Annotated in this window: 19 protein-coding genes; 9 read left to right on the top strand and 10 right to left on the bottom strand. The window is 57.3% G+C overall.

The features are described 5' to 3' along the window. Window positions 1–292: 292 nt before the first annotated feature. Entirely contained in the window at window positions 293–2,377 is a 2,085-nt protein-coding gene (locus V0R60_RS05375; protein ID WP_136475902.1) for a putative bifunctional diguanylate cyclase/phosphodiesterase, read from the top strand. Between the two features lie 2 nt (window positions 2,378–2,379). Here V0R60_RS05375 and V0R60_RS05370 read toward each other — a convergent pair whose 3' ends face one another. Then, window positions 2,380–2,640, bottom strand: coding sequence for a DUF1652 domain-containing protein (locus tag V0R60_RS05370; protein ID WP_136475903.1), 261 nt, complete (start codon window positions 2,638–2,640; stop codon window positions 2,380–2,382). A gap of 320 nt (window positions 2,641–2,960) precedes the next feature. Between V0R60_RS05370 and V0R60_RS05365 the strand changes: the two genes are divergently transcribed. Further along, on the top strand, window positions 2,961–4,217 hold the full coding sequence (locus V0R60_RS05365) for a pyridoxal phosphate-dependent aminotransferase (protein WP_330079062.1): 1,257 nt from the start codon (window positions 2,961–2,963) through the stop codon (window positions 4,215–4,217). On the opposite strand, the gene V0R60_RS05360 is transcribed toward V0R60_RS05365, so the two are convergent. Then, window positions 4,143–4,790 carry a DUF1345 domain-containing protein gene (locus tag V0R60_RS05360; RefSeq protein ID WP_330079063.1) on the bottom strand — a complete coding sequence of 216 codons (648 nt, stop codon included), beginning with the start codon at window positions 4,788–4,790 and terminating at the stop codon, window positions 4,143–4,145. The genes V0R60_RS05365 and V0R60_RS05360 overlap by 75 nt on opposite strands. Continuing rightward, entirely contained in the window at window positions 4,751–4,993 is a 243-nt protein-coding gene (locus V0R60_RS05355; RefSeq protein WP_168198460.1) for a hypothetical protein, read from the bottom strand. The genes V0R60_RS05360 and V0R60_RS05355 overlap by 40 nt, the downstream gene beginning before the upstream one ends. Window positions 4,994–5,071: 78 nt before the next feature. Between V0R60_RS05355 and V0R60_RS05350 the strand changes: the two genes are divergently transcribed. Then, a complete protein-coding gene (locus V0R60_RS05350; RefSeq protein WP_330079064.1) occupies window positions 5,072–5,986 on the top strand; it encodes a site-specific integrase in 915 nt (304 codons plus the stop codon). A gap of 92 nt (window positions 5,987–6,078) precedes the next feature. On the opposite strand, the gene V0R60_RS05345 is transcribed toward V0R60_RS05350, so the two are convergent. The 3 genes from V0R60_RS05345 to V0R60_RS05335 form a co-directional block, all read right to left on the bottom strand. Next, on the bottom strand, window positions 6,079–7,272 hold the full coding sequence (locus V0R60_RS05345; protein ID WP_330079065.1) for a hypothetical protein: 1,194 nt from the start codon (window positions 7,270–7,272) through the stop codon (window positions 6,079–6,081). A gap of 103 nt (window positions 7,273–7,375) precedes the next feature. Next, a complete protein-coding gene (locus V0R60_RS05340) occupies window positions 7,376–7,840 on the bottom strand; it encodes a VOC family protein (protein WP_136475908.1) in 465 nt (154 codons plus the stop codon). Between the two features lie 107 nt (window positions 7,841–7,947). Beyond that, complete coding sequence (locus tag V0R60_RS05335) at window positions 7,948–9,567, bottom strand: NADP-dependent glyceraldehyde-3-phosphate dehydrogenase (RefSeq protein ID WP_330079066.1); 1,620 nt, start codon at window positions 9,565–9,567, stop codon at window positions 7,948–7,950. Window positions 9,568–9,706: 139 nt separating this feature from the next. Between V0R60_RS05335 and V0R60_RS05330 the strand changes: the two genes are divergently transcribed. Beyond that, on the top strand, window positions 9,707–11,947 hold the full coding sequence (locus V0R60_RS05330; protein WP_136475910.1) for a putative bifunctional diguanylate cyclase/phosphodiesterase: 2,241 nt from the start codon (window positions 9,707–9,709) through the stop codon (window positions 11,945–11,947). A gap of 20 nt (window positions 11,948–11,967) precedes the next feature. Here V0R60_RS05330 and V0R60_RS05325 read toward each other — a convergent pair whose 3' ends face one another. The 4 genes from V0R60_RS05325 to V0R60_RS05310 form a co-directional block, all read right to left on the bottom strand. Continuing rightward, window positions 11,968–15,801 carry a dermonecrotic toxin domain-containing protein gene (locus V0R60_RS05325; RefSeq protein ID WP_330079067.1) on the bottom strand — a complete coding sequence of 1,278 codons (3,834 nt, stop codon included), beginning with the start codon at window positions 15,799–15,801 and terminating at the stop codon, window positions 11,968–11,970. Window positions 15,802–15,953: 152 nt separating this feature from the next. Next, window positions 15,954–16,859 carry a hypothetical protein gene (locus V0R60_RS05320; RefSeq protein WP_330079068.1) on the bottom strand — a complete coding sequence of 302 codons (906 nt, stop codon included), beginning with the start codon at window positions 16,857–16,859 and terminating at the stop codon, window positions 15,954–15,956. A 59-nt stretch (window positions 16,860–16,918) separates the two neighbouring features. Further along, window positions 16,919–17,185, bottom strand: coding sequence for a hypothetical protein (locus V0R60_RS05315; protein WP_136475913.1), 267 nt, complete (start codon window positions 17,183–17,185; stop codon window positions 16,919–16,921). 23 nt (window positions 17,186–17,208) lie between these two features. After that, window positions 17,209–17,979 (bottom strand): hypothetical protein, encoded by a 771-nt coding sequence (locus V0R60_RS05310; RefSeq protein ID WP_136475914.1) that lies wholly within the window; start codon window positions 17,977–17,979, stop codon window positions 17,209–17,211. 553 nt (window positions 17,980–18,532) lie between these two features. Here V0R60_RS05310 and V0R60_RS05305 point away from each other — a divergent pair. From V0R60_RS05305 to V0R60_RS05285, 5 genes are all read left to right on the top strand, one after another. Beyond that, window positions 18,533–19,687 carry a hypothetical protein gene (locus V0R60_RS05305; RefSeq protein WP_330079119.1) on the top strand — a complete coding sequence of 385 codons (1,155 nt, stop codon included), beginning with the start codon at window positions 18,533–18,535 and terminating at the stop codon, window positions 19,685–19,687. Between the two features lie 610 nt (window positions 19,688–20,297). Beyond that, window positions 20,298–20,474, top strand: coding sequence for an EPS-associated small membrane protein EppA (gene eppA, locus V0R60_RS05300; protein ID WP_168198461.1), 177 nt, complete (start codon window positions 20,298–20,300; stop codon window positions 20,472–20,474). Window positions 20,475–20,779: 305 nt separating this feature from the next. After that, window positions 20,780–21,337: a polysaccharide biosynthesis/export family protein gene (locus V0R60_RS05295; protein WP_136475915.1), complete on the top strand. Its 558-nt coding sequence runs from the start codon at window positions 20,780–20,782 to the stop codon at window positions 21,335–21,337. A gap of 25 nt (window positions 21,338–21,362) precedes the next feature. Next, entirely contained in the window at window positions 21,363–22,478 is a 1,116-nt protein-coding gene (locus V0R60_RS05290) for a hypothetical protein (protein WP_136475916.1), read from the top strand. Between the two features lie 20 nt (window positions 22,479–22,498). After that, a complete protein-coding gene (locus V0R60_RS05285; RefSeq protein WP_330079069.1) occupies window positions 22,499–24,061 on the top strand; it encodes a GumC family protein in 1,563 nt (520 codons plus the stop codon). Window positions 24,062–24,069 lie beyond the last annotated feature (8 nt).

Here is a 24,069-nt window from a genome sequence, read left to right as displayed (position 1 = left end):
TCATGACATTATTTTCAATAAAATCATTGAATTATATGAATTTGTTCAAGTATGTAGTTAAGTGCACGCCTTTCGTTGCATTTTGCCCGATCGTGTCTAAAATGAGTTTAATTAAGCAGAATAACCTATTGATTTTTAACATGTAAATATAACGAAAGGCTGCGAAATCGACACGACTCAGGTCATTGCAAAATGCCAGCGAAAACTCCGTGCGTTTCGCTAAAGGTTGAGTACAATCATCGGATTTTTCCGGGCCATTCAGTGCCTGTTCCCAAGGGTTGTGAAAGGCCAAATGCTGATCGGTAGTTACTCTTCTTCGCTGGTGTTGATTTCGCTTTGCGTTGCCATTCTTGCCTCCTATACAGCACTCGATTTGACCGGACGCATTGCCACTGCCAAGGGGCGAGCGGTGTACTTGTGGATCGGGGGCGGTGCGTTTGCGATGGGCTTCGGTATCTGGTCCATGCATTTTATCGGCATGCTCGCCTTCAGCCTGCCGGTTGCACTGGGCTACGATCTGACCCTGACCTTGCTCTCGCTGTTGATCGCCGGACTGTCTTCGGGCTTTGCCCTGTGGCTGGTCAGCCAACCGACCTTACCGTGGTCGCAGCTCGGCCTGGGAGCCCTGATAATGGGCGCCGGTATCAGCAGCATGCATTACACCGGCATGGCCGCGCTGCTGATGCAGCCTGGCATCGACTACGACCCGGCACTGTTCGCGCTGTCCTTGTTGATCGCGGTAGGGGCTTCGGCGGCGGCGTTGTGGATTGCCTTTCGGCTGCGTCATCAAACCTTGTACGTCCGCCAGTTCCGTGGCGCTGCTGCAGTGGTCATGGGGTTGGCCATCGTCGGCATGCATTACACCGGCATGGCTGCGGCAAACTTTGCCGATGGCAGTTTCTGTGGCGCATTGGGCGCCGGCCTCAGTGGCAATGGTCTGGATTACCTGGTGCTGATCACCACCCTGGCAGTGCTGGCTGTGGCTTTGCTGACCTCTGTGCTCGATGCTCGCCTTGAGGCGCGAACCGCGGAACTGGCGCGCTCCTTGACTCGGGCCAACCAGGAGCTGACCCAGCTCGCTCTGCACGATACCCTGACCGGCTTGCCCAATCGCACCTTGCTGGCCGACCGCATCGAGCTGGCAATCAGCAAGGTCAGCGAGCAAGGAGGGTGCTTTGCCCTGATGTTCATTGACCTGGATGGTTTCAAGCCGGTCAACGACGCCTTTGGCCACCACACAGGTGACTTGCTACTCAAGGAAGTTGCCTTGCGCCTACGCGGCCATTTGCACAGCCAGGATACCTTGGCACGCATCGGCGGCGACGAATTCGTCTTGCTCGTGGATCTGCAGGAGCCTGACGACGCCATGGGTGTTGCCTCCAAGCAGGTCAACCTGATCTCCCGTAGCTTCCGTGTTGCCGAGCAGAATCTGCAGATTTCCGCGAGTATCGGCATCGTTCTCTACCCCGGCAACGGCGTCGATCAGCATGAGTTGCTGCGCAACGCCGATGCGGCGATGTATCACGCCAAAAGCGCGGGCAAAAATGGCTACAGCTTCTTTGACGTATCGATGAACAGCAATGCACGTCTGCAACTGCAACTGCTCCAGGATTTGCGCTTGGCCCTGGAACACAAGCAGTTCCGCCTGTTCTATCAGCCCAAGTTCGATGCCCAGGCTTGTCAACCGATTGGAGCCGAGGCGCTGCTGCGCTGGGAACACCCGGAGCAGGGCCTGATGCTGCCTGATCGCTTTATCGCGCTGGCAGAGAAGACTGGCCTGATCATTCCGATCGGTGAATGGGTGCTTGATGAAGCCTGTCGCCAGATGCGCGAGTGGATTGACCAGGGCTACGTAGACTGGCGCATCGCCGTGAACCTCTCGGCGATCCAGTTCTGTCATACCGGCTTGGTCGACAGTGTCGCCAACGTGCTCGCACGTCACCAATTGCCAGCCAACAGCCTGACCCTGGAAATCACCGAAACCACTGCCATGCACGATGCCGATGCAAGCATGGCGGTGTTGCAGAAGCTTGCGGACATGGGTGTGGATTTATCCATCGATGACTTTGGTACCGGCTACTCGAGCTTGATGTACCTCAAGCGCTTGCCCGCCAATGAGTTGAAGATTGATCGCGGCTTTGTCCGTGATCTGGAACAAGATAGCGATGACGCCGCGATCGTCTCGGCAATCGTGGCGTTGGGACAAGCCCTGGGGTTGAGGATTGTCGCCGAAGGCGTAGAAACCGATCGCCAACAGAACTTCCTTACCCGCCTTGGCTGCGATTCGTTACAGGGTTACCTGCTTGGCCAGCCGCTTCCTCCCGAGCGTTTCATTGCCGACATCGAACGTGCTGGCCATGCATTGGCTAGCCACTGAGATCAGCCAGTAGCCCGCAGGTTGCAAGAAGGTTCGAAGGCGTCCATCTCGGCTTCGACCGCCTCGATGATGCGCTCGACATCGGCGGCCGCCATCAGTGTGGCGCAGGGAATACCGGCAATGGCCAGCAAGGTTTCGCCCGTAGCCCGGTCAAACAGGCGGGCGACCATGCTGCGCGGTGCATCCATACTGGCTTCGAAGCCCAGTGGATGAAAATACCAGCGCATCACCTGACAGGCGTTTGGAAACGTCAGTTTGTTCATTCCGGCCTCCGTGTAGGGGTGAACAACAGGGTGAGCGGATCGACGTGCGTTTCAGGTCCTGGCGACCTGGCAAGAACCTAAACATAGCACTGCTGACGCCAGTGTCTGCCCATCGCCATGACCGTTTTGTGGCTTTTATGAAGCACGTCTGAGCCACCCTCAAAATCCTTCTGAACAGCGGCCTTCGCGGCAAACGTTTGCCTTGAATCTTTCACCATTGCGGGCATTACTGTTCTGCTATTTTTACCGACAGTCGGCTGGGATGCTTGCCTGGGGTTTTCAGACCAATGGCACCCCTAGGTTGAGTCAAGGAGACTGTCATGCGTTATTCAACGCTCACCCATCGCATTGCTGGTGACGGTGCTGCAGCCTGGAATATTCACTATCGCGCGGTCGAGCTGGAGGCGCAGGGACGAGAAATTTTCCTGCTGTCGATCGGCGATCCGGATTTCGACACCCCACTGCCGATCGTTCAGGCCGCCGTAGACAGTTTGCGCGCAGGCAATACTCATTACTCCGATGTGCGCGGCAGCCTTGGGTTGCGCCAAGCCATTGCCCGCTGGCAGATGCGCCACAGTGGCCAATTGGTCGATCCGCTGGACGTTGTCGTGCTCGCCGGTGCTCAATGTGCGCTGTACGGGGTTGCGCAGTGCCTGTTCGATGCGGGTGACGAGGTGATCGTCGCCGAACCCATGTATGTTACCTACGAGGCGGTGTTCGGGGCTTGCGCTGCCAAGATCGTGCCGGTGCCGGTGCGGCCTGAACAAGGATTTCGTGTCGATCCGGCCGATATAGCCGTGCGGGTGACACCGCGCACCCGTGCCTTGTTATTGAACAGTCCGCATAACCCTTCAGGCGCCAGTTTGCCGCCAAGCACCTGGGCGCATCTGTCGCGCCTGTGTCGAGAGCACGATCTATGGTTGATCAGCGATGAGGTCTACAGCGAACTGTTGTATGAAGGCGAGCACTTCAGCCCGGCCAGCCTGCCAGGCATGGCAGAGCGCTGCGTAACCATCAACAGCCTGTCCAAATCCCACGCCATGACCGGCTGGCGGGTGGGCTGGGCCATCGGCCCGCGGATGCTCTGTGAACATTTGAGCAACCTTGCATTGTGCATGCTCTACGGCCTGCCGGACTTTATCCTCGACGCCGCGCAAGTGGCCCTGGAGCAAGAGTTGCCGCAAATCGCTCAAATGCGCGATACCTACCGCGAGCGTCGTGACCGGGTTTGTGCATGTCTTGCCAATTGTCCTGGTATTCAGGTGCACAAGCCTGACGGCGGCATGTTCGTGATGATCGATATTCGTGCAACTGGCGTGTGCGCGCAGGTATTTGCCGAGCATCTGCTGCAAGAACATGGCGTTGCCGTGCTTGCCGGGGATGCCTTCGGGCCGAGTGCGGCAGGGCACGTGCGTATTGGCCTGGTACTGGACAGTGAGCGCCTGGCGCTGGCCTGCCATCGTATCGCGCAGTGCGCGGCCCAGCTGCTCGAAGCGCAACCTTCAGTTGATCAGCGCCGCTGCCATGTTGATGGTGAAACCCAGAATGGCGGTGTTGAAGACAAACGCCACCAGTGAATGAGCCAGCACCACCCGACGCATTTCGCGGCCGGCCACGCCGACATCCGAGGTTTGTACTGCCACACTTAAGGTGAAGGAGAAATAGTGGAAGTCCCAATAGTCGGGGCTACGCTCACCGTCGGTAAAGCGCAGCAGTGGCGTGTGTTCGTGGGCGGTGTAGAACAAGTGGGCGTAGTGCAGGCTGAAGATGGCACCGACCAGCAGCCATGACCCTGCGACGGTAAAGCCAGTGAAAGCCAGTTGCAGGGCGGTAGGGCCATCGGCAAGTTTGGCTCCGACGGCCAGTTGCAGGATCACCGCTGCCAGGCTTGCGATGGCAGCGATGCTTACGGTGAACAGCACCAGGCCCGCGTTTTCGTCCTCGATGCCGGCGACTTTGCGTACTTTCTCGGTACTGGCTCCCAGGGTCAGGCACAGGATCAGCACCAGGTAGAGCCAGACGCCGGCATTCCAGCCGATCAACACGTGCTCGACCCAGCCGTTGGCCGGCACCAGCCCGCCGCACAGGACGCCGACAAGGGCTGCAATACTCAGGCGGGGGTGGCTGCGGGTGAGTCGATGGAAAGCCATGCTACCTCGGGCTTGAAGGGACTTGGGCTACTGTAGCGGTAAAAGCCGCTGCCGGTCAGGTGATTAGCGCTGCCATTCTGTCTGGACAACATGGCCATGATATTGCCCTCAATCGATTCCGGCTGCAGTGATGAGGTACTATCAGCGACTTTGGTGAGCATAATTCGCTTACCAATCAATGGCCTGGTGATGATCTGGGTCATCTGCCACTGCGCTGGCACGCCTCACAATGACAGGGTGCGATCATTCTGACCGCAACTTAGCTCTACAGGATTTCTGGTTTGTCCGATTCACTGCAAAATCCGTTGCTGCAATACCTCGCTCGCCTGGCGCCTTCCAGTCAATTGACCATGAAGTACATTCTTCAGGATGCCGCTGATCGTCTGGGCTTTGAGGATTGCGACATCAGCGATGTGCCTTGGTACCAGCTCGAACCGGGGCATGTCATGGCACTGGTAGCAGCTTTGCGTGCCGATGGCTACGCCCCCAATACCTCATCGTTGTATGTCAATGCGGTGCGTGGGGTGATGAACGAAGCCTGGCGCCTGGGACTGATCAGTCAGGACCAGCTGTTGCGCATTCGTACTGTCAAGCCGGCGCAAGGCGTGCGTCTGCCCAGCGGGCGCAACCTCAAGCGCAGCCTGATTCGAGAATTGATGGATGCCTGTGCGGCAGACCCACGACCGCAAGGGCTGCGCGATGCGGCGGTAATCGCTTTGCTTTATGGCACCGGCATGCGCAAGTCCGAGTCAGTGAACCTGGATTTGAATCAGGTAGATTTCAACGAACGCAGCCTGCAGGTGCTGGGCAAGGGCAACAAACAGCTGATCAAATATGCACCAGCCTGGGCGTTCGAGAAACTCAATGCCTGGCTGGCCTTTCGTCGTGATCATCTACCTGAAGGCCAGGCTGACGATGACTTCCTGTTCAATCGCATCCGCCGGGGCAGTCACATCACCCGCGAGCGTATCACCAAGCATGCGATCTACTACATTGCCCGTCAGCGTGGCACCCAGGTCGGGGTGAAGATCATGCCGCACGATTTTCGACGCTCCTTCATCACTCGGGTCATCGAAGAACATGACCTGTCGATTGCGCAGAAGCTCGCGCATCACACCAACATCCAGACCACCGCCAACTACGACATGCGTGACGACAACGAGCGGCGCCGAGCGGTCGATCGGTACGATTACTGAGCGGTCCCACCCGCTCGGACCCTCCAGTGTCACTACAGAGCATTGCGATCCACACGTTTAATGCAGATCAAAAGCAGGCTGGCTTGGTTCTTTTACTCGCGGCCGCGCATGAAGAAACCGGCTACGTATTTGCGGAAGGTGTCGAGGCTTTTGAAGTCGGCGTAGCGTTTGAAGGTTTCTCCTTCAGGCTCCGGGCCTGAAGGGCGGTCGGTCAACGATATCGATAGTACGCGGTCCTGGTCGGAGCTCAGTACCAATGCGTCCATCCCTTGGCCACCAATCACCGGACGGCGCATGATCACTCGCACGTTCTTGCTGGCCATCCAATCGATCAGCGAGATGATCATCTTCAACGGTTCACGCTCTTCATCGCGATACACCGGGAACAGGTGTGCGCGCGAAAGCACAGGCACGCTGGCGATGTGAATCAATTCGTAGAAGTGGCTGCCCGCGCTGGCAGGGGAATAAATAGCCAGGGCCAGTAGCGGCCCGGGCGTTTTGCTCCCACCCCATAACAAGTGATGCCCTTGAAAATCGAAGCCGTCTTCGCTGCGTTCGTTGTAGACCTTGCGCGCTTTTATCTGGCTGACGCAGTCGAGGATCAGCCCATAGCGACGATGGTTGCCGAAGACCTTGGAGTCTCGCAGGCGCGCCTTGAGCATCATCATGTGTTTCATGTCCAGGCGCGTTTCCAGGTAGTTACTGGCCGGTACGCGCTCGATCAGCGGGTAGCGGCTGGCAACGCTGCGCAATTCGGCGAATTGTCCGGTGAGGTCCTTTTTCAGGTGGGTGGCGTAGACATTCAAGCCACCAGCCTCGATCAGCGTCAGTAGCAATGACAGCAATCGATGCTGCTCGCGTTTGCCGTTGCTCTCGCTACTTTCGCCCGTACCGCCGGAGGTCGCACGGCGAAAATCGCCGATCAGGCGCAGCGCTGTATCAGGCAGCAACCAGGTCGCCGGAAACACGTCAGGGTCCTGCTCGCGGCTAGCGTCACGCTCATCCTTGATGAATGCACAGTCGAGGGCATGTTCGGCAGTGCCGGGGTTGTTCTTGAGAAACAATGTGCCGGTATTGCCGTTGAGGTTGACGTTGAGAATCGGCATTGAACGCGCCTGGCAGTCACATGCCAGCCAGTGGCCTGCAGCGCGAATCTTGAGCAGCAATTGGTTGGCCTGAAGCAGGCGCGGACCGCTCAGGTTGCCCTCAGCGAAATCGCTCAGCAGTTCATCTTCGCCAGGGGTAAGAGTGCGCACCAGCGCAGCGCTTTTTTCGATGATTCGCATAACATTCCTTGGTCAGCGGCGACAAGTTACAAGCTATAAGCTGCAAGTAAAAGCGCGGCGCGCTTTTGCTTGCAGCTTGATGTTGCTCACTTGCAACGACTGACTATGCCCCGAACAGCTTGGCGGCGCGGGCACGGATCTCCTCCACCGAGACATCCTCGACGTGGGAGGATACGAACCAGAGATTGCCAAACGGGTCTTTCAAGGTGCCGCTGCGGTCACCGTAAAACTGGTTTTCCACGGCTCTGACTTGTGTGGCACCGACGTTGATGGCTTGAGCAAAACGGGCATCGACATCCTCGACGTACAGGTGCAGGCCAATCGCTGCGCCATTGAGCGATTGACTGCTGGTCAAGCCACCTTCCATGTCGCAAGGGTCGGCCAGCATCAGCGATGAATCGCCGATCTTGAGTTCCGCATGACCGATGCGGCCATCCGGGCCTTCCAGGCGAAACATTTCGACCGCACCGAATGCAGCCTTGTAGAACTCGATGGCCTTGCCGGCATCCTTGATGCCCAGGTAAGGGGTGATGCTGTGTTGTCCTTCGGGGATTGGTTTGACGGCCATTGTGTAGATCCTCCTTAGCGCGCCACAGGATGGATGCGCGAAACTGTATATTTGTACAGTTTCGTGCATTCGGCAAATCGAAACCTGCTGCGCTGGACGGACGGCTATCAGAAAATGTAATCGGTGGTCAGAAAGCTCGAATCACGGTTGCGGATAATGTCGCTGATCAACTGCTTGTTACTTTCCTGGAATTTGGTCGCAACCAGGGTCCGGATCGAAAACACCCGCAGGGCATCATGTACCGAAAGCGTCCCTTCGGCAGAATTCTTGCGTCCGTTGAACGGGTAGGTATCGGGACCGCGCTGACATTGGGCATTGAGGTTGATGCGTCCGACCTGGTTGGCGAAAGTGTCTACCAGGCGCCCGACTTCATGCGGGTTGGTACCAAAAATGCTCAGTTGCTGACCAAAGTCCGAATCGAGCACGTAGTCGATCACGGTCTGCATATCCCGGTAAGGCACAACCGGCACTACAGGGCCGAACTGCTCCTCCTGGTACACCCGCATCTGCGCACTGACCGGGTACAGCAAGGCGGGATAAAAGAATGAACCGCGGCTGGCACCGCCCCCCTGATTGATGACGTTCGCACCTTTTTCCACCGCATCGGCCACCAAGCCATTGAGGTAGTCGATTTTGCCCGCTTCCGGCAGCGGCGTCAGGCTCACGCCTGGCTCCCACGGCATGCCTGGCCTGAGTGCGGCCAGCTTGTACTGGAACTTCTCGAGGAAGCTCTTCACTACGTTCTCGTGTACGAACAGAATTTTCAGCGCCGTGCAACGCTGGCCATTGAACGACAGCGCGCCGGTAACGGCTTCGTTCACCGCGTTGTCCAGGTCAACTTCAGGCAGCACAATGCCTGGGTTCTTGGCGTCCAGACCCAGGGCTGCCCGCAGACGGTGCGGGCGAGGGTGAAGCTTTTTCAGGTCACTGGCGGCCTTGTTGGTACCAATGAAGGCAAATATATCGATCTTGCCGCTGGCCATCAGGGCGCTGACGGTTTCACGGCCGCGGCCGTAGATGACGTTGATCACCCCAGCCGGGAAACTGTCGCGGAAGGCTTCGAGCAGCGGGCGAATCAACAGCACGCCAAACTTTGCCGGCTTGAACACCACGGTGTTGCCCATGATCAGAGCCGGAATCAGCGTGGTGAAGGTTTCATTCAGTGGATAGTTATAGGGACCCATGCACAGTGCCACGCCCAGTGGCGCACGACGGATCTGACCAAGGGTGTCCTGTTCCAGCTCAAAGCGGCTGGAGCGGCGATCCAGTTCCTTGAGTGCGTTGATGGTATCGACGATGTAGTCGCAGGTACGGTCGAACTCTTTCTCCGAGTCCTTGAGGTTCTTGCCGATTTCCCACATCAGCAGTTTGACCACCGCCTCGCGTTGCGCGCGCATCTTGCCCAGGAAGGTCTCGACGTGCTGGATTCGCTCGGCCACACGCAAGGTAGGCCAAGTTCCGCGGCCCTTATCGTAGGCGCGAACAGCGGCGTCCAGGGCGGTGAGGGCGGTGTCGGCATCCAGCAGCGGCGCGCTGCCGAGGATCACTTGCTGCTCTTGATCGTCTTGCTTGAGCCACACTGGGCTTCGTACCGTCGCCAAGGGACCGTCCCAGCGTTGCAACTGACCATCGACCAGGTACTCGCGTTGTACCAGCGGCTCACCCAGGCGATAAGCTTCGGGGATCTCATTGGCGGCGGGAAACAGCGAATCGAGCAGACGGTCCATGGGCGCAGCACCTCTTTTTCTGGGATGGGTGAAACGTTTCAGTTCGAGCATAACGCCAGCGCATGAAAAAAAGCCAGCCTTGCTCAATATTGAGCGCAAAGCGCCGATAAAGTATTAATCCGATATGAATAACGGACCTATGAGCACAAGAATCCTAGCCCTTGATGACACCGTGGTCCTGCCAGCCAGCCTGGGGAAAACCCTCAACCGCTTGCTGCCTATCGGCTTTGCGCTGATTGGTATCAGTCTGTCTATAGCGTTAGGTCATTTGGATGTGCAGCGCCAGGAAAGTGAACTGGTGGCCAATGCCGGTGCGCGTCTCTCCGGAGTTCGCGCCGCCCTGGAAGCCCAGCTGCGCTCGGCTTTTGGTGAGACCGAGGGCATTGCGCAACTGATCAGTGCCGATGGAGCGATCAGCCCCGAGCACTTTCGCGACATGGCTCGCCAGGCGATTGCCTCGGTACCGCACATTCGTCATATCTCCGTTGCCCCCAACGATGTAGTTGCCGATGTCTATCCGCTCAAGGGCAACATGAGCATTATTGGCGTCGACTATCGGCGTTTGCCGGATCAGTACCCGATGCTGCAACGTGCCCGTGATCACTACAGTCCAGTGCTGGCCGGCCCGGTGCAGCTGTATCAGGGAGGTCGAGGGCTGATCTACCGGCGCCCGGTGTTTATCAAGGGGCATAAGGGTGTAAAGATTTACTGGGGCAACGTTTCGATCGTGGCCGACATCGATCGCTTGCTCAGTGCTGCAGGGCTGGACCTTGATCCAGGTTTTGAACTGGCCCTGCGTGGAGCCGATGGTCAGGGTTCAGCGGGCGGCATGATCTGGGGCGACCCGTCGCTGTTCGACCAGCACGCGGTGACGGTCAATGTCGATGTGCCAGGTGGCCTCTGGCAATTGGCGGCGAGCCCTTTGGGTGGCTGGCCGTCGATGAGCCTGTTTTCTTCACCTTTATTTCTGTTCGCGTTGACCTGTACGGGACTGTTCAGCGTGTTCGTCGCCCAGCTCAACCGCAGCAACTATCTGATCAACCTGCGCAATCAAGAGCTCAAGCAATCCCAGGCACAACTGGAACGCCTGGCCCACTATGACGCTATTACCGGTTTGCCCAACCGGGTGCTGTTCAACAAGCGCCTGCACGAGACGATCGATCAGGGTGAACGTCTGGCCGTGCTGGTGCTGGATATAGATGGCTTCAAGCAGGTCAATGACAGCCTTGGGCACCCGATGGGGGACCTGTTGTTGCAACAGGCAACTGCACGCTTCGCCCAGATCGTCGATGGTCAGGGCTGTCTTTGTCGTCTGGGAGGAGATGAGTTCGCATTTTTCCTGCTAGACACCGAGCAAGCGTGCGTCGAACGGGTGCAAGCATTGTTGCAAACCCTGCAGCAGCCTTTTGATCTGAACGGTAACGCTGCGCTGGTCACCGGGAGTATCGGCCTGGCCTGGTGTCCGGAGCATGGACAGAGCAGCAACCGTCTGCTACGCCATGCTGACACCGCCATGTACGCAGCCAAGGAGGCCGGTCGTAATGCCTGGCGACTGTATCACCAGGGTATGACCGAACGCCTGCAGGAACGCCTGTGCCTGGAGCGCAACCTGCGCAGAGCCATGAAGAACAATGAGTTCGAGCTTTGGTATCAACCCAAGATCGACCTGTTCAGCGGCCGTATCAAAGGTGCCGAAGCGCTGTTGCGCTGGCGCGATCCAGAGCATGGCCTGGTGTCGCCTGCGCAATTCATTCCGTTGGCCGAGCGCACGGGTCTGATCATTCCGCTGGGTGAGAAGGTGCTGGAGCTTGCCTGCGCGCAGATCGCCGCCTGGCGTGCGGCCGATTGCCTGCCAGGGCCGCTGGCGATCAACGTTGCTGCGCTGCAGATCGAACGCAGCGACTATGTGGCCAGCCTATCGCGCATTCTCAAACGCTACGACTTGCCGCCGACGCTTCTGGAGGTGGAAATCACTGAAAGCCTGTTGATGGAAAGCCAGCAGCAGGCTTGCGATGTTCTGGCCGAACTCCAGGCCATGGGCGTGGCGACAGCGGTTGATGACTTTGGCACCGGCTATTCGTCCCTGGCGTACCTCAAGTCCCTGCCGATCGATCATCTTAAAATCGACCGCGCTTTCATCAAGGACTTGCCCATGGATGATGATGCGGTGGCGATCACCCGAGCGATCATCGACCTGGGCCATGCCCTGGGTTTTCGCATCACCGCAGAGGGCATCGAAACACAAGCCCAATACCAGTTTCTGCGCAATGCCGGCTGTGACCAGGGCCAGGGTTTCCTGATGGCCCGGCCAATGCCGGCAGCGGCACTGCAGACATGGCTTGCAGATCACCCCACCTGGCAACACCAGCCTTGTAGCTGAGTGCTGGCAGGTGGTGTTGGCTACAGAGGCAGTTGCAGCAGGTGTTCAGCGCCAAGCTCAATGGCCAGGCGGCTGTATTGAGGGTCCTGATCCATGCGCTCCAGGCGTGCCCATATCCCCAGGTGAGTGCCCTGCGGATCGGCCATGTGAGCATCCTCCTGCAATATCAGGCGCAGGTCGCGTCGAAAGTCCAGGGGCACGCGCGCCCATAGCGCGCGTTCATCGGCGCTGATGTTGTCCAGCAGATCGTCGTAGTCACCGTCGGTCAGCAACAGGTCGATGCCATGTTGCTGGTAATACGTTCTTATCTGGTCCTCCAACGTGTCACTTAACGCATCGCTTTCCAGGCGCATGGCTGCCGCATGGGCAGGGGGCAGATTGAAACCCTCGGGGAGCGACTCGAACTGATTGTCCTCCAGATCGATAATCATCGGTTGCTCCATCGCCTGCAGGCCTTCCGGCAGTTGGGTAAGGCTGCAGTTGGCGAGGTGAACGGCACGTAGATTCCTCATTTCGTGGAAGCTGGGTGCGTCGAGCAGCGGATTCTCCGAAAGGTCGAGCATGTCCATTGCTTGCAATCTGTCCAGGGCGGCCTGGGCCTGCACGTCCCAGGTGATGCGATTGGCTTCGAGGTCCAGCCAGTTGAGCATCAATGGATTGGCGATGCGTGGAATGGTTGAAAAACGACAGCCGCGCAAGGACAGCGAGCGCAGTCTGGGGAAGCGCTCGAGGAACTCGGCTGGCAGCTCGCTGAGCATGCGATTGCCGCCCAGGTCGATGACTTGTACATGGGTGAATGTATCCGGCAGGGCGAGTTCGGCGATGTCCAGGTTTTCCAGGTCAAGGCAACCCAGTTCGAGCACCGGCATTGACTCGCCATTGAACACCGCGCGGTTGGAGAGACGCCGCCACGCGTTGATGATCGGCCTGATTGCCCGTTGTCGATTAGGTAGGTCGTTGGCCCAACTACGCAGATCGCTGTGCAGTTGGGCCAGGCGGTCCTCGAGTGCCTGCAACTCCACTGAAGCAAAGCGCATTTGGCGTTGCCAGCGAGTCAGTGTCTGTTCGATTTCATGGTCGCTGGCCCCTGGAAACAGCCGCCGGTAGCGCGCTGCAAGGGTACTGCGCAGCCGTGGCGATGGTACGTAGAGCTCTGTCGGGTCCAGTGGCGTGCCACCACGCAAGGCGATATTCCTGGGCCAGCCCTCGGTTGCTTTCCATAATCTGCGGGTCCAACGTGTACGCTGCTGATTGACGGTATTGAGCAGGCGAGCCCGCAGCGCATCGCCGGTGACGTGTTCGAGTGCCATGGCTTGGCGAAGTGATGCGGGCAGGGATCGAACGATTGCAGTGCAAAGGTCGGTAGGTGTTCCGGGGCGAGGCGTGTCGTGGACGAAGGCTTCATAGCCATCGGCGCTTTTGATTAGCACGCGGCGCAGCGGCGCGTCTTCAGCGCCGGCCGTGGCCAGCAGCATGCCGTCGGCACTGCCAGCACGCAGCTCCAGGCGTAGGTCGCTTGTCCAGCCAGGCAAGCGCTGCAAAGCGAGGAGAGCGAGTCGCTCGCTGTCAGCGCTACTCAGGCGTGCACTGTACAAGCCCTCGAGTGCACGCGTCATGGGCAGGTCGGCGGAGGTCTGTTCGGCGGCCCGTTGCAACCATGCCGGAAGTGTTGCTCCGCTTTGCAGAGCCTGCGCTTCGCTGGGCTGCAAAGGTGCAAGCAGCCGTCTAGCTAGCGGCGGACTGATGCGTGGGTACTGTTCGATCAGTCGCGCTTGCGTCGGACTGGCTGTTGAGCCGTGGTACAGCTGCTCGAACAGCGCTTGTGGAGTGCGTTCAGGGTCGACATGTTGTTGCTGCGCCAACTGATCGTCGATGGACAGGCGCGCGAGGGTGTCCGTCAGGAGCACGGGTGGGCGCTCACCTGCCAGGTGTACTTTGCGCAGTTGGCCTGCGTCGACACCCGCGATGCGTGCTGCTTGTTCCAGGCGCTCGTCACTGAGTGCCTGCAATCGCGCATCCAGGCGCCGCACCAGGATTGCCAGTGACCAATGCCGGGGTTGTTCGTGTTCAGCGCGCCACGCGCCCTCGCCGTTATGCTCCAGGCGTGGTTGGTACGCTTTTGCGTCGCTGGGATGAGCGATTCGCCAGCATTGCTGATCGGGATCCAGCACGTGTTCGTAGAGTTGGCCATCCATGCGGATGTAGTGCCTGCCTCGATAGGCATATTGGCCCATAGCGTTCGGCTGGAGAGTTTCCGGCAACTGCTCGGTGCTGCGGTAGGTGGTCAAGTCCGGCTGCCACAAGCGCGGAGTTCCGTCTGCCAGGGTGACCGCATCGAGGCTCTCCATAAGCGGGCTGTTGAACAGTTTCGGCACCCATTTTCCGGCTACATGCAACCCGCCGATCAAGGCCAGGTTCAAGCTCACTGCCTGTAGATGACGCACGGCCAGGTCGCGATCACCCACACACCACGACTGGTAGCCCTCATACACTTCGTCGAGAAGTTGATAGACCATGACCGCCGTCATCAGGCTACCGACTCCGGGCACTACAAAGCCTGCCAGCATCAAGGTATTCATGCCGAGCGCTTCCCATTGCGCAAGGCGTCGCTGGCGTGCCTGTTCGTCGGCATCGGCGGTCGGCACCGCGATCTGACGCGCCTCGGATTTGAGACGGGTGACATGTGCCTGGTAGAGAAAGCCGAACAGTTCTGCGTCGACAGCAATGCGCTCGACATGCAGATCGGCATCTTCCCGCAATGGCCAGGTCTGGTCGTTCCTCGAACGACCGGTTGCGTCGAGGTTCTGTCGCAAGCGACTGAGGAAAAGCGATTGTTGATCGCGTTCGACATAATCGAGAAAACGTTGCCGAAAGTCCGCTTGCAGCAAAGCGTCACGCAAATGGTCATGTAACGCTGCCATGGTCTGGAATTGCTGCAAGGTGTCGTTATGACCGGGCAGGTACAGCAGCAGGCCTAGGTTATCCAGGTCGTAAATCAGTACTTCGTGAACGGTGATGCCAAACATCCGCAGTTGGCTGCAGGCCAGCGTTGCATCCTGATCGAGGAATGCCCGCACGCTATCCAGTGCTGTACCGTTCATGCGGTGACGTAAAAAAGCCAGGTCAGCAGCCAGGCGCAGGCGGTCCCGATAGACCCTGATGGCCTGGGTGACGACGCGATCAGGCGCGTACAGGCTTGTCAGGTGTTCCTGGTACAGACGGCCAAGATCCAGGGAGCGGCAGGTGTCGGCGAATGCTGCTGGCGTCACAGCGAGTGATTCGATGCGGTAGCTTTCGGAGGCTAGTTCGATATCGACCAGTGTTTCGCTATCGCCCAACGTGGTCTTGCCAATGACCAGGATGTTCTCGATGTGGGTATTACCTGCCAGGGCCAAGGCACTTTCGCGGCTGAATGCGACCCCGTCCTCGAAATTGTGCAAGGCCGCTTCAAGCAAGCTTCGGCGTTCGTGTTGGCTGACGTAGGCCTCCCAGGTGAAGAGGTGGCGGATGTGGACCAACTCGGTGGTATCCACAGGCACCTGCAGTTGAAACTGGGTCAGCAGTTGTTGCGCCAGCAGGGGTGTGGCGAACTCGCTGATATTCTTCAACCCTTTGAGCTCGCCGGCCATGGCTTGTTGCGATCGTGCCAGCCGGGCCTGGCTGGCCTGTACAGCTTCGCGCAGATCTGGGGGCGCATTGGCGAACCAGTCTGCCGGGTTGTCTGGCAGGCCTTGTGCTGGCAGAAGTGATTGCTGCAGGGCGTGCCATTGATCGGCAGTGGAGGCCCGACTCCAGCTGGGCAGTTGATTCTGAATAAGAAGGTAGTGAGGGTTTTCCTGCGGTACCGAGGCCATGATTGCTGCTCCTGTTTGTGAGGGACACAGCAGGCCGCAGGGGATGGAGAGAATGGTGGTAAATATTGTTATGCGTCGAACGCGGGGCAAACCCGCTCCCAGGGCATGCAGGGGAATCTGCGGCGGGTGGGAGGGGCTTGCCGACTAATGGGTTATTGAATGGACATGATGTTGACGGTCCTGTTGGGCCCTGCGATCGCTACCACGCGTGCAGTGACTGTCAGGCCCGTGGTGATGTCGTGGGTATTGTGGTTGGTGTTGAGCGCCCAACCGTTTGCGGCACCGGTCACCCAGTTGTTGGTGTGATTGATTACAAAGGTCTGACCGGCTTGGGTCAAATGCAACGCGTGCAGTTGCGTCAGCGCGTGCGGGGTCCAGGCGACATGGGGGAACATGAGGTTCTCGGCCGTCTGGTAATGATTGACTGCTGCAGCGGCTCCAAACGCCAGTACCAAGACGTGTACGTAGGAAGCCGTGACACCTTTTTCGCGGCATCGGGTAATCAACGAGGTTAGCGCCTGGTCAATTTCGGCATCGCCCGAGAAGGCCAGGAAGCCGGCATTGTGCAGACCGTTCTGGCCCGTACTGATACCGTCCAGGAGCAAGTCGAGGTTGCGTGGATTGTTGTTGACCAACAGATCGACCAAGCGAAACTCAATGCTGTCCAGCTCGCCGAAAGCCCATTCCACTTCCTCGGCGCTAAAGCCGCTGCTGTGTAGAGACTGCTTCAACTGATCGCGCAAAGCACCCGGTTTACTGGCTTGAGCCAGGAAATCGTCAAGAGGCGTGCCCAGCGTCTGCAGTAAATCGTGCATGATCGATCGTAAGCTGGAAACGAGGTTCTTGGCCTTCGCCGCAACGTTGGCGCTGGCCTGCGCATCGACGCTGGTCTGGCCCGCTTGCAGCGGCTGACGCAAGGCCATGATGCTTGCTACGCCTTTGCCGATATTGTCGAGCCTGGCGCTGAGGTTACCGGCATCGAGTGTGGTGGCCTGGCTGCCGAACGGCATGAGAATGGCGTGAGCCAGGTGCTCCTGGCTACTGACTGTTGCGTTCATGTCGACTTCCTTGAGTGTGAGTGAAGTATCAACGTGATGCATAAACGCGTGGGCTGGGCTTAATAATCTGTCCAGACGGTCACGGGGTTGAAACCGGTATTGGACACAGTCATAAGTGCCCCGGCGCCCTCAGAAACGTCAATGGTCGTGGGCTGGCCCGCTTCAAGGGATACATCATGGTTGCTCTGGCAACACAGCTCGATGTGCCAACTTATTTTCGAATCGCCCACATCACTGCATTTGGCTGATAGTTGTGTGCGCAAGCCAACCGGACGAGTGGAGTAAACAACAGAGCCGCCGGGATTGAGTGTGGTTTGCTGGGTCATGGCTAATGCTCCTTGCGTGGCAGTTAGAGTGAGGGTGGCGGGGCAGGCTTCATCAGTACGCGGTCGTTGTAAGTGGTAGCGGTATTGGCTGGGACTGAACTCACTAGTTGCTTTTTGATGTCACCGCTTACAGGCACGCGATATAGTTCAATTGCTTCGCAGATCTGCCAGTTCAAATATTGGTAATCCGCCAGGAAGTCAGTTGTAGTCATCACGTCGTGGCGGAACTCGTAGGAACTGGTGTCCTCCTGGCGATACTCCAGGGTGCGGGACAGTTCGGCACTCAGATTGAAGGTCGAAGCACCCAATGGCACAGTGGCCAAGGGGCCTTGCGTGGCCATCACCGGCGGTATCGGTGGCACGTCCCCTCCTGCGAACAGGTCGCCGCCAGACAGATCCAGGCCAAGGTCCATGCTGATTCGCTGGGTGATCGAGCTGGTGTGGCCGACCGAGTGCGAATAGGTGGCACCGACGGTGTTGGTGACCTGCTCCGTGACGTTATTGGCGTAGGTCTTGCGGCTGACGCGGTGCCAGTAGCGGGTCCTCGACACCAGGTAATGGTCGACGTTGGCTTGTTTGTCGGCTTTGGTTTGTTTCCACTTTTCCCAATCGGACGGAGAATTATGATTCATCGTTTGCCAAGGGTAGAGCGGGTCTGTAACCAGGTCGAAATGATCCTTGGTTATCGAATAACTGCCGACAACAAAAGCACCGGAGTTGTCCGGTGGCAGAATATCAGGATCGGTCATCAAAGGAGGGTGCGCCGGGTTGAAGGCGCTGTCATTATCATTCATTGATAGTGATTCCTTTAACGTGCAGTAGAGGACTGAGCGGCTGTAAAAGTCGTTCGTTAGTGTATTTATCAGCGCGCGGCATAACGGCCTGTCTGTGACACGCACTAATAAGCGGAGTAGGGTGGCGCAGGAGAGAGTTAGTCTGCTTCTTAATGGCCTCCTTGGTTTAAATCTGAATGTTTGCCGTTGCCGATAATATGTCAGCAGAATCCTCGGGGTTATAATTTTTTGAAGTTAAAGAACTAGGCGTTACCGCGGATGAAATGCAGGGGTTGTAAATTTGCCAGCGATCAGCGCCAGTGCCACAGCCGTGCCCAGCGTTTTCGCAGCTCAAAGGGATGCTGGCGCGGTGCCAAACCTGCGCTGCGAAATATCTCTGGCAGGCGCCGATGTGGCCTTGCGAAATGCTGACCTTGGATCTTTAATTGTTTCTGAATGTGAGATAACTGTTTCGTTAGTTATTGATTCAATTACGTTTAAGAATAGTTATACGTTTGCAGCAGTATTTTTCGATCTGCCATTGGACAACAACGCACAGGAAGTCGGAAAGGATATGAAAGAGAGAATGGTGGCAGTCGCTCGAAAATTCGTATCTCCTTCAATGCGCTACGCGTTGCGATCGTCGTTGAGCCGGTTCAAAGACATTCTTGGGCGTGCCTGTTTGTGGCGTTGGGAGGTGGCCCGGTTCAAGCTGCAGCAGCAAAGCCCGTACGAAATCCTCTACATCGGCAGGAAGCAGCGCCGAGAGATGGCCAAGCTGTTGATCGGGGGCAAGAATCCAGGCGCTTCTGCGCTGCGGGATGTAGCCCCAGGGGCCGGCGTGTCGAACCATGTGGTAGTGGTCAGCGAGATGCCGACTGCAGGGGCGCTCAATGTTCCCCACTACCTCAGCGCGGTGGTGCCGCTGGGGCGTTCACTTGAAGAAATCACCACGCGTTACGACAGTGAGTTGCGCCGAAGCATCCGCAAGAATCGTCCTCTGTATCGGATCAAGCAGGCTGTGACGGATGCCGAGATCGCCATGGCTGACCAAGAAATGCTTAGACCCTACGCCACGGCAAGACAGGGTATTCATGCTGCGCAGTTTCCTACCGAGGAAGTTTTTCGCATTGCCAAGACAGTTGGCCGGCTGGACCTGATCATGCTCGACGACGAGGTGGTGGCGTGTCACCTTGGCTGCGAGATTACCCGAAATACGAAGCGTTACTGGAGTACCCTGCGGTTCGGCTATCGCGAAGCGATTTTTTCCGATGCGAAAAAACTCAGGGACGTTAATTCGATTACCACTTACATGGCACTTGAGTGGGCCATTGAGCAAGGATTTGATTATTACGACATCGGGCTCTGTCTGGCGCGCCCAGATGATGGGCTGTTGAAATGGAAGAGAAGACGTGGCGGGGATATCGATGCTCTAGGTAACCACGCGTACATGTTTATTCGCTTGCCCAAAACCGGGACCGCCCAGTTTCTCTGGGATACTCCGCTGTTTGCTGTCGAAGGAAACAAGTTGACCCTCCACCTTGGACTGCCAGAGGGAGCAAGTGCTGACGAAGTTGCCAGCCGTTATCACGAGATGGTTTTCGGCGGGCTACACAAGATTTATCTCTATGGTGCGAAAAGTTCTGCCGACGCGTTCCTTGAGACTTTGCGAAGTCGCTACGCCACTCTGCATGCGCCGCCCTTGATGGAAACAGTGCCGGCCAACTGAATCAGTAACCCGCTTAAACAAATTCAGCGTCTGCGTCTGGGAATTGATGCCAGGTTTCCGCTGGTTACCTAGGTCCCGGCGTGTTCATTCTTCGCGGTGGTGATGGAGACTTGGGTTTGTTGCGCGACGAGCTCGAGCTCGCCGAGCAATAGATCAAGTAGAGCGAACACAGGATCTGTTTCCGGGCTAAACACACAATAAATCGATTCTTAAGCTAAAAGATTCGTATTTAACTTCTCACCGATGAAACACTGCAGTCGCTTGGAAGGGCCGGTGAGGCGACCATTCGTCGACGTTAGGGCCGAAGAAGTGAAGTAATTTACGCCGCGATCGAGCTTCGACAGTTAGCCGTCGCCGTTTGCGGGCACTTCGTTCTATCCAGGCGGCTAAGGCAAACCCGCGAGTTTGAGCGTTTGTCTGTAATTGATCGGGTCAGTTTTAATTTGCTGACGGCAATTTGACGCGGCCGGCCGGCTCCCATTGAGATTTATTATGGTGTCGGATCGTTGACGTGATGTCATTGTGCTCATAAGCTCAATTTACAAACAGAGAGTCTTCCTGCCCGCACGCTGTATATCTTTTCTCTGCCGGTTTTTTTGCTGGAGGGGTTATGCGTTCGACATTGTTGATAAAGTCCATTTTTTTGTTGGTGCTCATGAGCGGTGCGGCAGGGGCGGCAGATTCTTATATGAATGATACAAGTGTGGTGCCGGTGGCGACGGCGGGGTGGATTTTTTGTTTCGCAGTGATTGGTTTTATTGCCGTCGCCAATCGACAAAAAATTTAAAACGTGGTGGCTGGCAGATGCTGCAGTTGTTGCGATAAAGCAAGTCGAACGTCTGGAACTGATACGCGGTATTCAATATAGCGGGGACCTCGAATAGCACCTTGTGTATTCCCGGACCATTGCTATATTCCATTGGTCAACCGCCTTCGGGCAGCCTGTGAAGCGCGGTTGTGCAGCGTCGCAGTACCGGACCTCGGAGTAGGTCGACGCTTTCGCGGCAGTTGTGTCGCTGCGAAGAGAGCGAGAGATTCTATGTTGTTCTCATTCAGTGCTCATTGCATGGCCATACGGCCGGAGGGATCCTCATGGTGCGTTTGATGTCTTCCGTACTCTGCGTGCTGGTGGTGTGGTCTGGCCCTGGCATGGCTGTCGAAAGAAGCGCCACTTACTTGCTCAACCCAGGTGATGTGGTGGAGGTTTCCGTCTGGCAGGAAGATAACCTGCGCAGGGAAGTCAGTGTTCTACCCGATGGCAGCATTACGTTCCCCTTGGTCGGTCAAATCCAGGTCGCAGGATTGGACACGGCTGAAGTCGAGAAAAAAGTCGCGAACAAGCTCGAACAATTCCTCCCCGATCCGAATGTCAGCGTGGTTGTCAAAAGCACGACCGGCAACCTTCTCTATGTCCAAGGCAAGGTGATCAAACCTGGCCCGGTGCAGATGGCAGGCCCGACGGCAGTGCTACAGGCCCTGAGTATGTCTGGGGGGCTGGACAAGTTCGCAGATGAAAGCGCCATTAAGGTGATCCGTCTCAAGGGCGATTCGCAACAGGTATTGCCCGTGCACTACAAGGATTTGATTTCCGGCCGTGACATGTCTACCAATATCCAACTCCAGGCCGGCGATACGCTGGTCGTGCCTTAACTTGCCAGGCCTGAAAAGACCTCTAGTGCCTCTACTGCGAACAACCGGCGTTGCTACGGCAATTCTTGTCTTGCCGGTTCCGGGCATGGTCCAAGCCGCAATATGGCAGTCCTCTGCAGTACTGCCGACAACTGTCGAGTACGACAGCAACCCATTACTCTTGACGTCTGAGGAGAAGGGTGTGACGCGTACCTACATCGCACCCACTTACAGTCTTGTCGGTACGTTCGACCAGGATCAGTTGCGCATGGATCTTGGCGTGAACGTATTACGTTCCTCCGACACATCGATAGTCGACAACCGTGAAGACCCCAATGTCAGCCTGGGCTGGCAGCGAGAAACCGAACGTGGTGGGTATGGCCTGGTTGCGCAATACAGTGAGAGCTCGACATTGTCGGGCGCTGTCCAGGACACCGGGGTGGTCACCACCGATGGTACGCAGAAGCTGTATTCGCTGGCGGCGAACTGGAACAGGGCCATTACCGAGCGCAACACGCTGTCCAATGAAACCCGCTACAGCAACGCGCGTTACGATATCAATTCGCTGACCGGTTACGACGAGATTGCCAACGTCGTGACCTGGACTTACGCCTGGAGTGAACGTACCCAACTGTTCACTGACTTCGGTGCCAGGCGCTACGAGCCCGAAGACGACACCAGTGCGTCGGCCTCGAACAGTTATACCCCAAGCGTCGGGGTGAAGTACCAGCTAACCGAACGCCTTGAAAGCACGGTGCACGTGGGTGTCAACAAGGTCTCTGGATCCGATGGCGGTCGCCGAGGGGAAGGGGGGCTTTTACTTCGCTACACGGGGGAGCGATCTGATGCGAGCCTTAACGCTGAACGGACTACGTTCGCCAGTGCAGAAGGGGGGTTCACCGAACAGGATTCGGTGCGCGGGGTGTGGAGCTACGCCATTGATGACCTCAGCCGCGTGGGCCTCGATGCTGCCTGGCAAGACAGCAAGGGACAGACCCCCAATACCCTGCAGACCTATGGCGCCTGGGCCAGTCGCGAGCTTTCACCATTTTGCGATCTGCGCCTATCGTTGATGTACAAGGAACGCCAGCAAGACGACTTGCCAGATGCTACAGGTACGATCATTGGATTGACTCTGACCTATAGATTTCCCGACCTCTGAACTTCGGCAGCGTGGCCACTATGAAATCTGAATACGAGATGTCTCTTAACGATTACATAGCCATTATCAAAGACCGGGCCTTGCTGCTGGGGGTGAGCATTGTGGTCATTCTGGCAGTGACGGTGGCGGTCGCCCTCACGGTTCCTCCCATCTATCAATCGACGGGTACCATCCTGGTGGAATCGCAGCAGATTTCACCGGAACTGGTCTCTGCGAACAACAACAGTTTTGCTGACGAGCGTATCGAAGTCATTCGCCAACGGGTGATGACCCGCGACAACCTGCTGCGGATCATCAACAAGTACGATCTGTATGCCGACAAGGGCCGCCAGTTCAGCGACAACGACAAGATCGACCTGATGCGCAGCTCGATTGTCGTCGCCAGTTTGAGTACCTACATAAAAGGGCGGGGCGAGGCGACTGTCGCCTTCAACGTTTCGTTTGAGCACAAGCGTCCGGAAGTTGCCAAGGAAGTGGCCAGCGAATTGGTCACGCTGTTTCTTGACGAGAACATGAAGCAGCGTACCGAACGTGCCAATGAAACAACCGTGTTCCTGACGCAGGAAGCGAACAAGCTCGGTGCCGAGCTCGCCAGCCTGGAAAACCAGTTGGCCGACTTCAAACAGGCGCATGCCAATGCCTTGCCTGAGCACCAGGCATTGCGCATGAGCATGTTGTCGCGCGCCGAACTGGAGTTCAGGGAAGTGGATCGCGATTACAAGACGGCCCAGGAAGAATTGCGTTACCTGGAGCTGGAATTGTCAGCCGCCAATGCCGGGCTGACCACCAAGGCCGAGAGCGCCCGAGGTGCAGTGGAGCAGCCACAGGATTTGCCTAGTCTCAAGGCCGAGTACGCCAGGCTGCAGAGCAAATATAAGGATGCGCATCCGGATGTGATCGCTGTGAAACGTAAGATCGAAGCGCTACAGGCATCCGGTGGCCGGGGTGCCGCCAATGCCTCGGTAAGCCTGGATGTCGCTCGGGTGCGTACCCGCATCGGTGCTGCCCAGGAGCGTATTGCTTCGCTGGCCGAGCAAAAACGCCAGTTGGTGAAGAAAATGGAAGGCTACGAGGCGGAGATTCTTGAGACGCCACAAGTCGAGCGCGGCCTGGTCACCCTCATGCGCGACCATGACAACGCGCGCAAGAAGTACGAAGAAATTCGTGCCAAGGAAATGGGCGCGAAAATTACTGAAAGTCTCGAGCAGGAGAACAAGGCCGAACGCTTCGTGCTTCTCGAGCCTCCGCTGATGCCGGAGAAACCCATCAAACCGAACCGAAAGAAAATTGCCGCCTTGGGCCTTGTGTTGGCACCGGCGGGTGGCGCTGCATTGGTCATGCTCCTGGAGTTGTTGAACCAGCGTGTTCGCGGTATGGGGGCATTGGAGAGTGTGGTGGGCAGGCGCGTGTTGGTCGCGATTCCCTACATTCCTACTCAGGCGGACACGGCGCGGCGCAAGCAGTTGCTGAAGTGGTTGGTCATCGCCGCGGCTGCGTTGATGGCTATCATGTTATTGATCGTGCATGTGTTCTATATGCCTCTGGATGCACTGCTATTTAAAGCTATGGCTCGGTTTGAATAGGGAAAAGC

The organism is Pseudomonas auratipiscis (assembly GCF_036324085.1).
Lineage (GTDB): Bacteria > Pseudomonadota > Gammaproteobacteria > Pseudomonadales > Pseudomonadaceae > Aquipseudomonas > Aquipseudomonas auratipiscis.
The sequence above is the reverse complement of the archived record's forward strand: the minus strand, read 5'-3'. Positions and strand labels throughout refer to the sequence as shown.

What these genes read in the sequence shown, in the direction of transcription:
- V0R60_RS05310 (WP_136475914.1), bottom strand. Translation starts at nt 17,979, where the DNA reads ATGAATGATAATGACAGCGCCTTCAACCCGGCGCACCCTCCTTTGATG.
- V0R60_RS05365 (WP_330079062.1), top strand. Translation starts at nt 2,961, where the DNA reads ATGCGTTATTCAACGCTCACCCATCGCATTGCTGGTGACGGTGCTGCA.
- V0R60_RS05285 (WP_330079069.1), top strand. Translation starts at nt 22,499, where the DNA reads ATGAAATCTGAATACGAGATGTCTCTTAACGATTACATAGCCATTATC.
- eppA (WP_168198461.1), top strand. Translation starts at nt 20,298, where the DNA reads ATGCGTTCGACATTGTTGATAAAGTCCATTTTTTTGTTGGTGCTCATG.
- V0R60_RS05370 (WP_136475903.1), bottom strand. Translation starts at nt 2,640, where the DNA reads ATGAACAAACTGACGTTTCCAAACGCCTGTCAGGTGATGCGCTGGTAT.
- V0R60_RS05330 (WP_136475910.1), top strand. Translation starts at nt 9,707, where the DNA reads ATGAGCACAAGAATCCTAGCCCTTGATGACACCGTGGTCCTGCCAGCC.
- V0R60_RS05305 (WP_330079119.1), top strand. Translation starts at nt 18,533, where the DNA reads ATGAAAGAGAGAATGGTGGCAGTCGCTCGAAAATTCGTATCTCCTTCA.
- V0R60_RS05335 (WP_330079066.1), bottom strand. Translation starts at nt 9,567, where the DNA reads ATGGACCGTCTGCTCGATTCGCTGTTTCCCGCCGCCAATGAGATCCCC.
- V0R60_RS05315 (WP_136475913.1), bottom strand. Translation starts at nt 17,185, where the DNA reads ATGACCCAGCAAACCACACTCAATCCCGGCGGCTCTGTTGTTTACTCC.
- V0R60_RS05325 (WP_330079067.1), bottom strand. Translation starts at nt 15,801, where the DNA reads ATGGCCTCGGTACCGCAGGAAAACCCTCACTACCTTCTTATTCAGAAT.
- V0R60_RS05355 (WP_168198460.1), bottom strand. Translation starts at nt 4,993, where the DNA reads ATGACCCAGATCATCACCAGGCCATTGATTGGTAAGCGAATTATGCTC.
- V0R60_RS05295 (WP_136475915.1), top strand. Translation starts at nt 20,780, where the DNA reads ATGGTGCGTTTGATGTCTTCCGTACTCTGCGTGCTGGTGGTGTGGTCT.
- V0R60_RS05345 (WP_330079065.1), bottom strand. Translation starts at nt 7,272, where the DNA reads ATGCGAATCATCGAAAAAAGCGCTGCGCTGGTGCGCACTCTTACCCCT.
- V0R60_RS05320 (WP_330079068.1), bottom strand. Translation starts at nt 16,859, where the DNA reads ATGAACGCAACAGTCAGTAGCCAGGAGCACCTGGCTCACGCCATTCTC.
- V0R60_RS05375 (WP_136475902.1), top strand. Translation starts at nt 293, where the DNA reads ATGCTGATCGGTAGTTACTCTTCTTCGCTGGTGTTGATTTCGCTTTGC.
- V0R60_RS05360 (WP_330079063.1), bottom strand. Translation starts at nt 4,790, where the DNA reads ATGGCTTTCCATCGACTCACCCGCAGCCACCCCCGCCTGAGTATTGCA.
- V0R60_RS05340 (WP_136475908.1), bottom strand. Translation starts at nt 7,840, where the DNA reads ATGGCCGTCAAACCAATCCCCGAAGGACAACACAGCATCACCCCTTAC.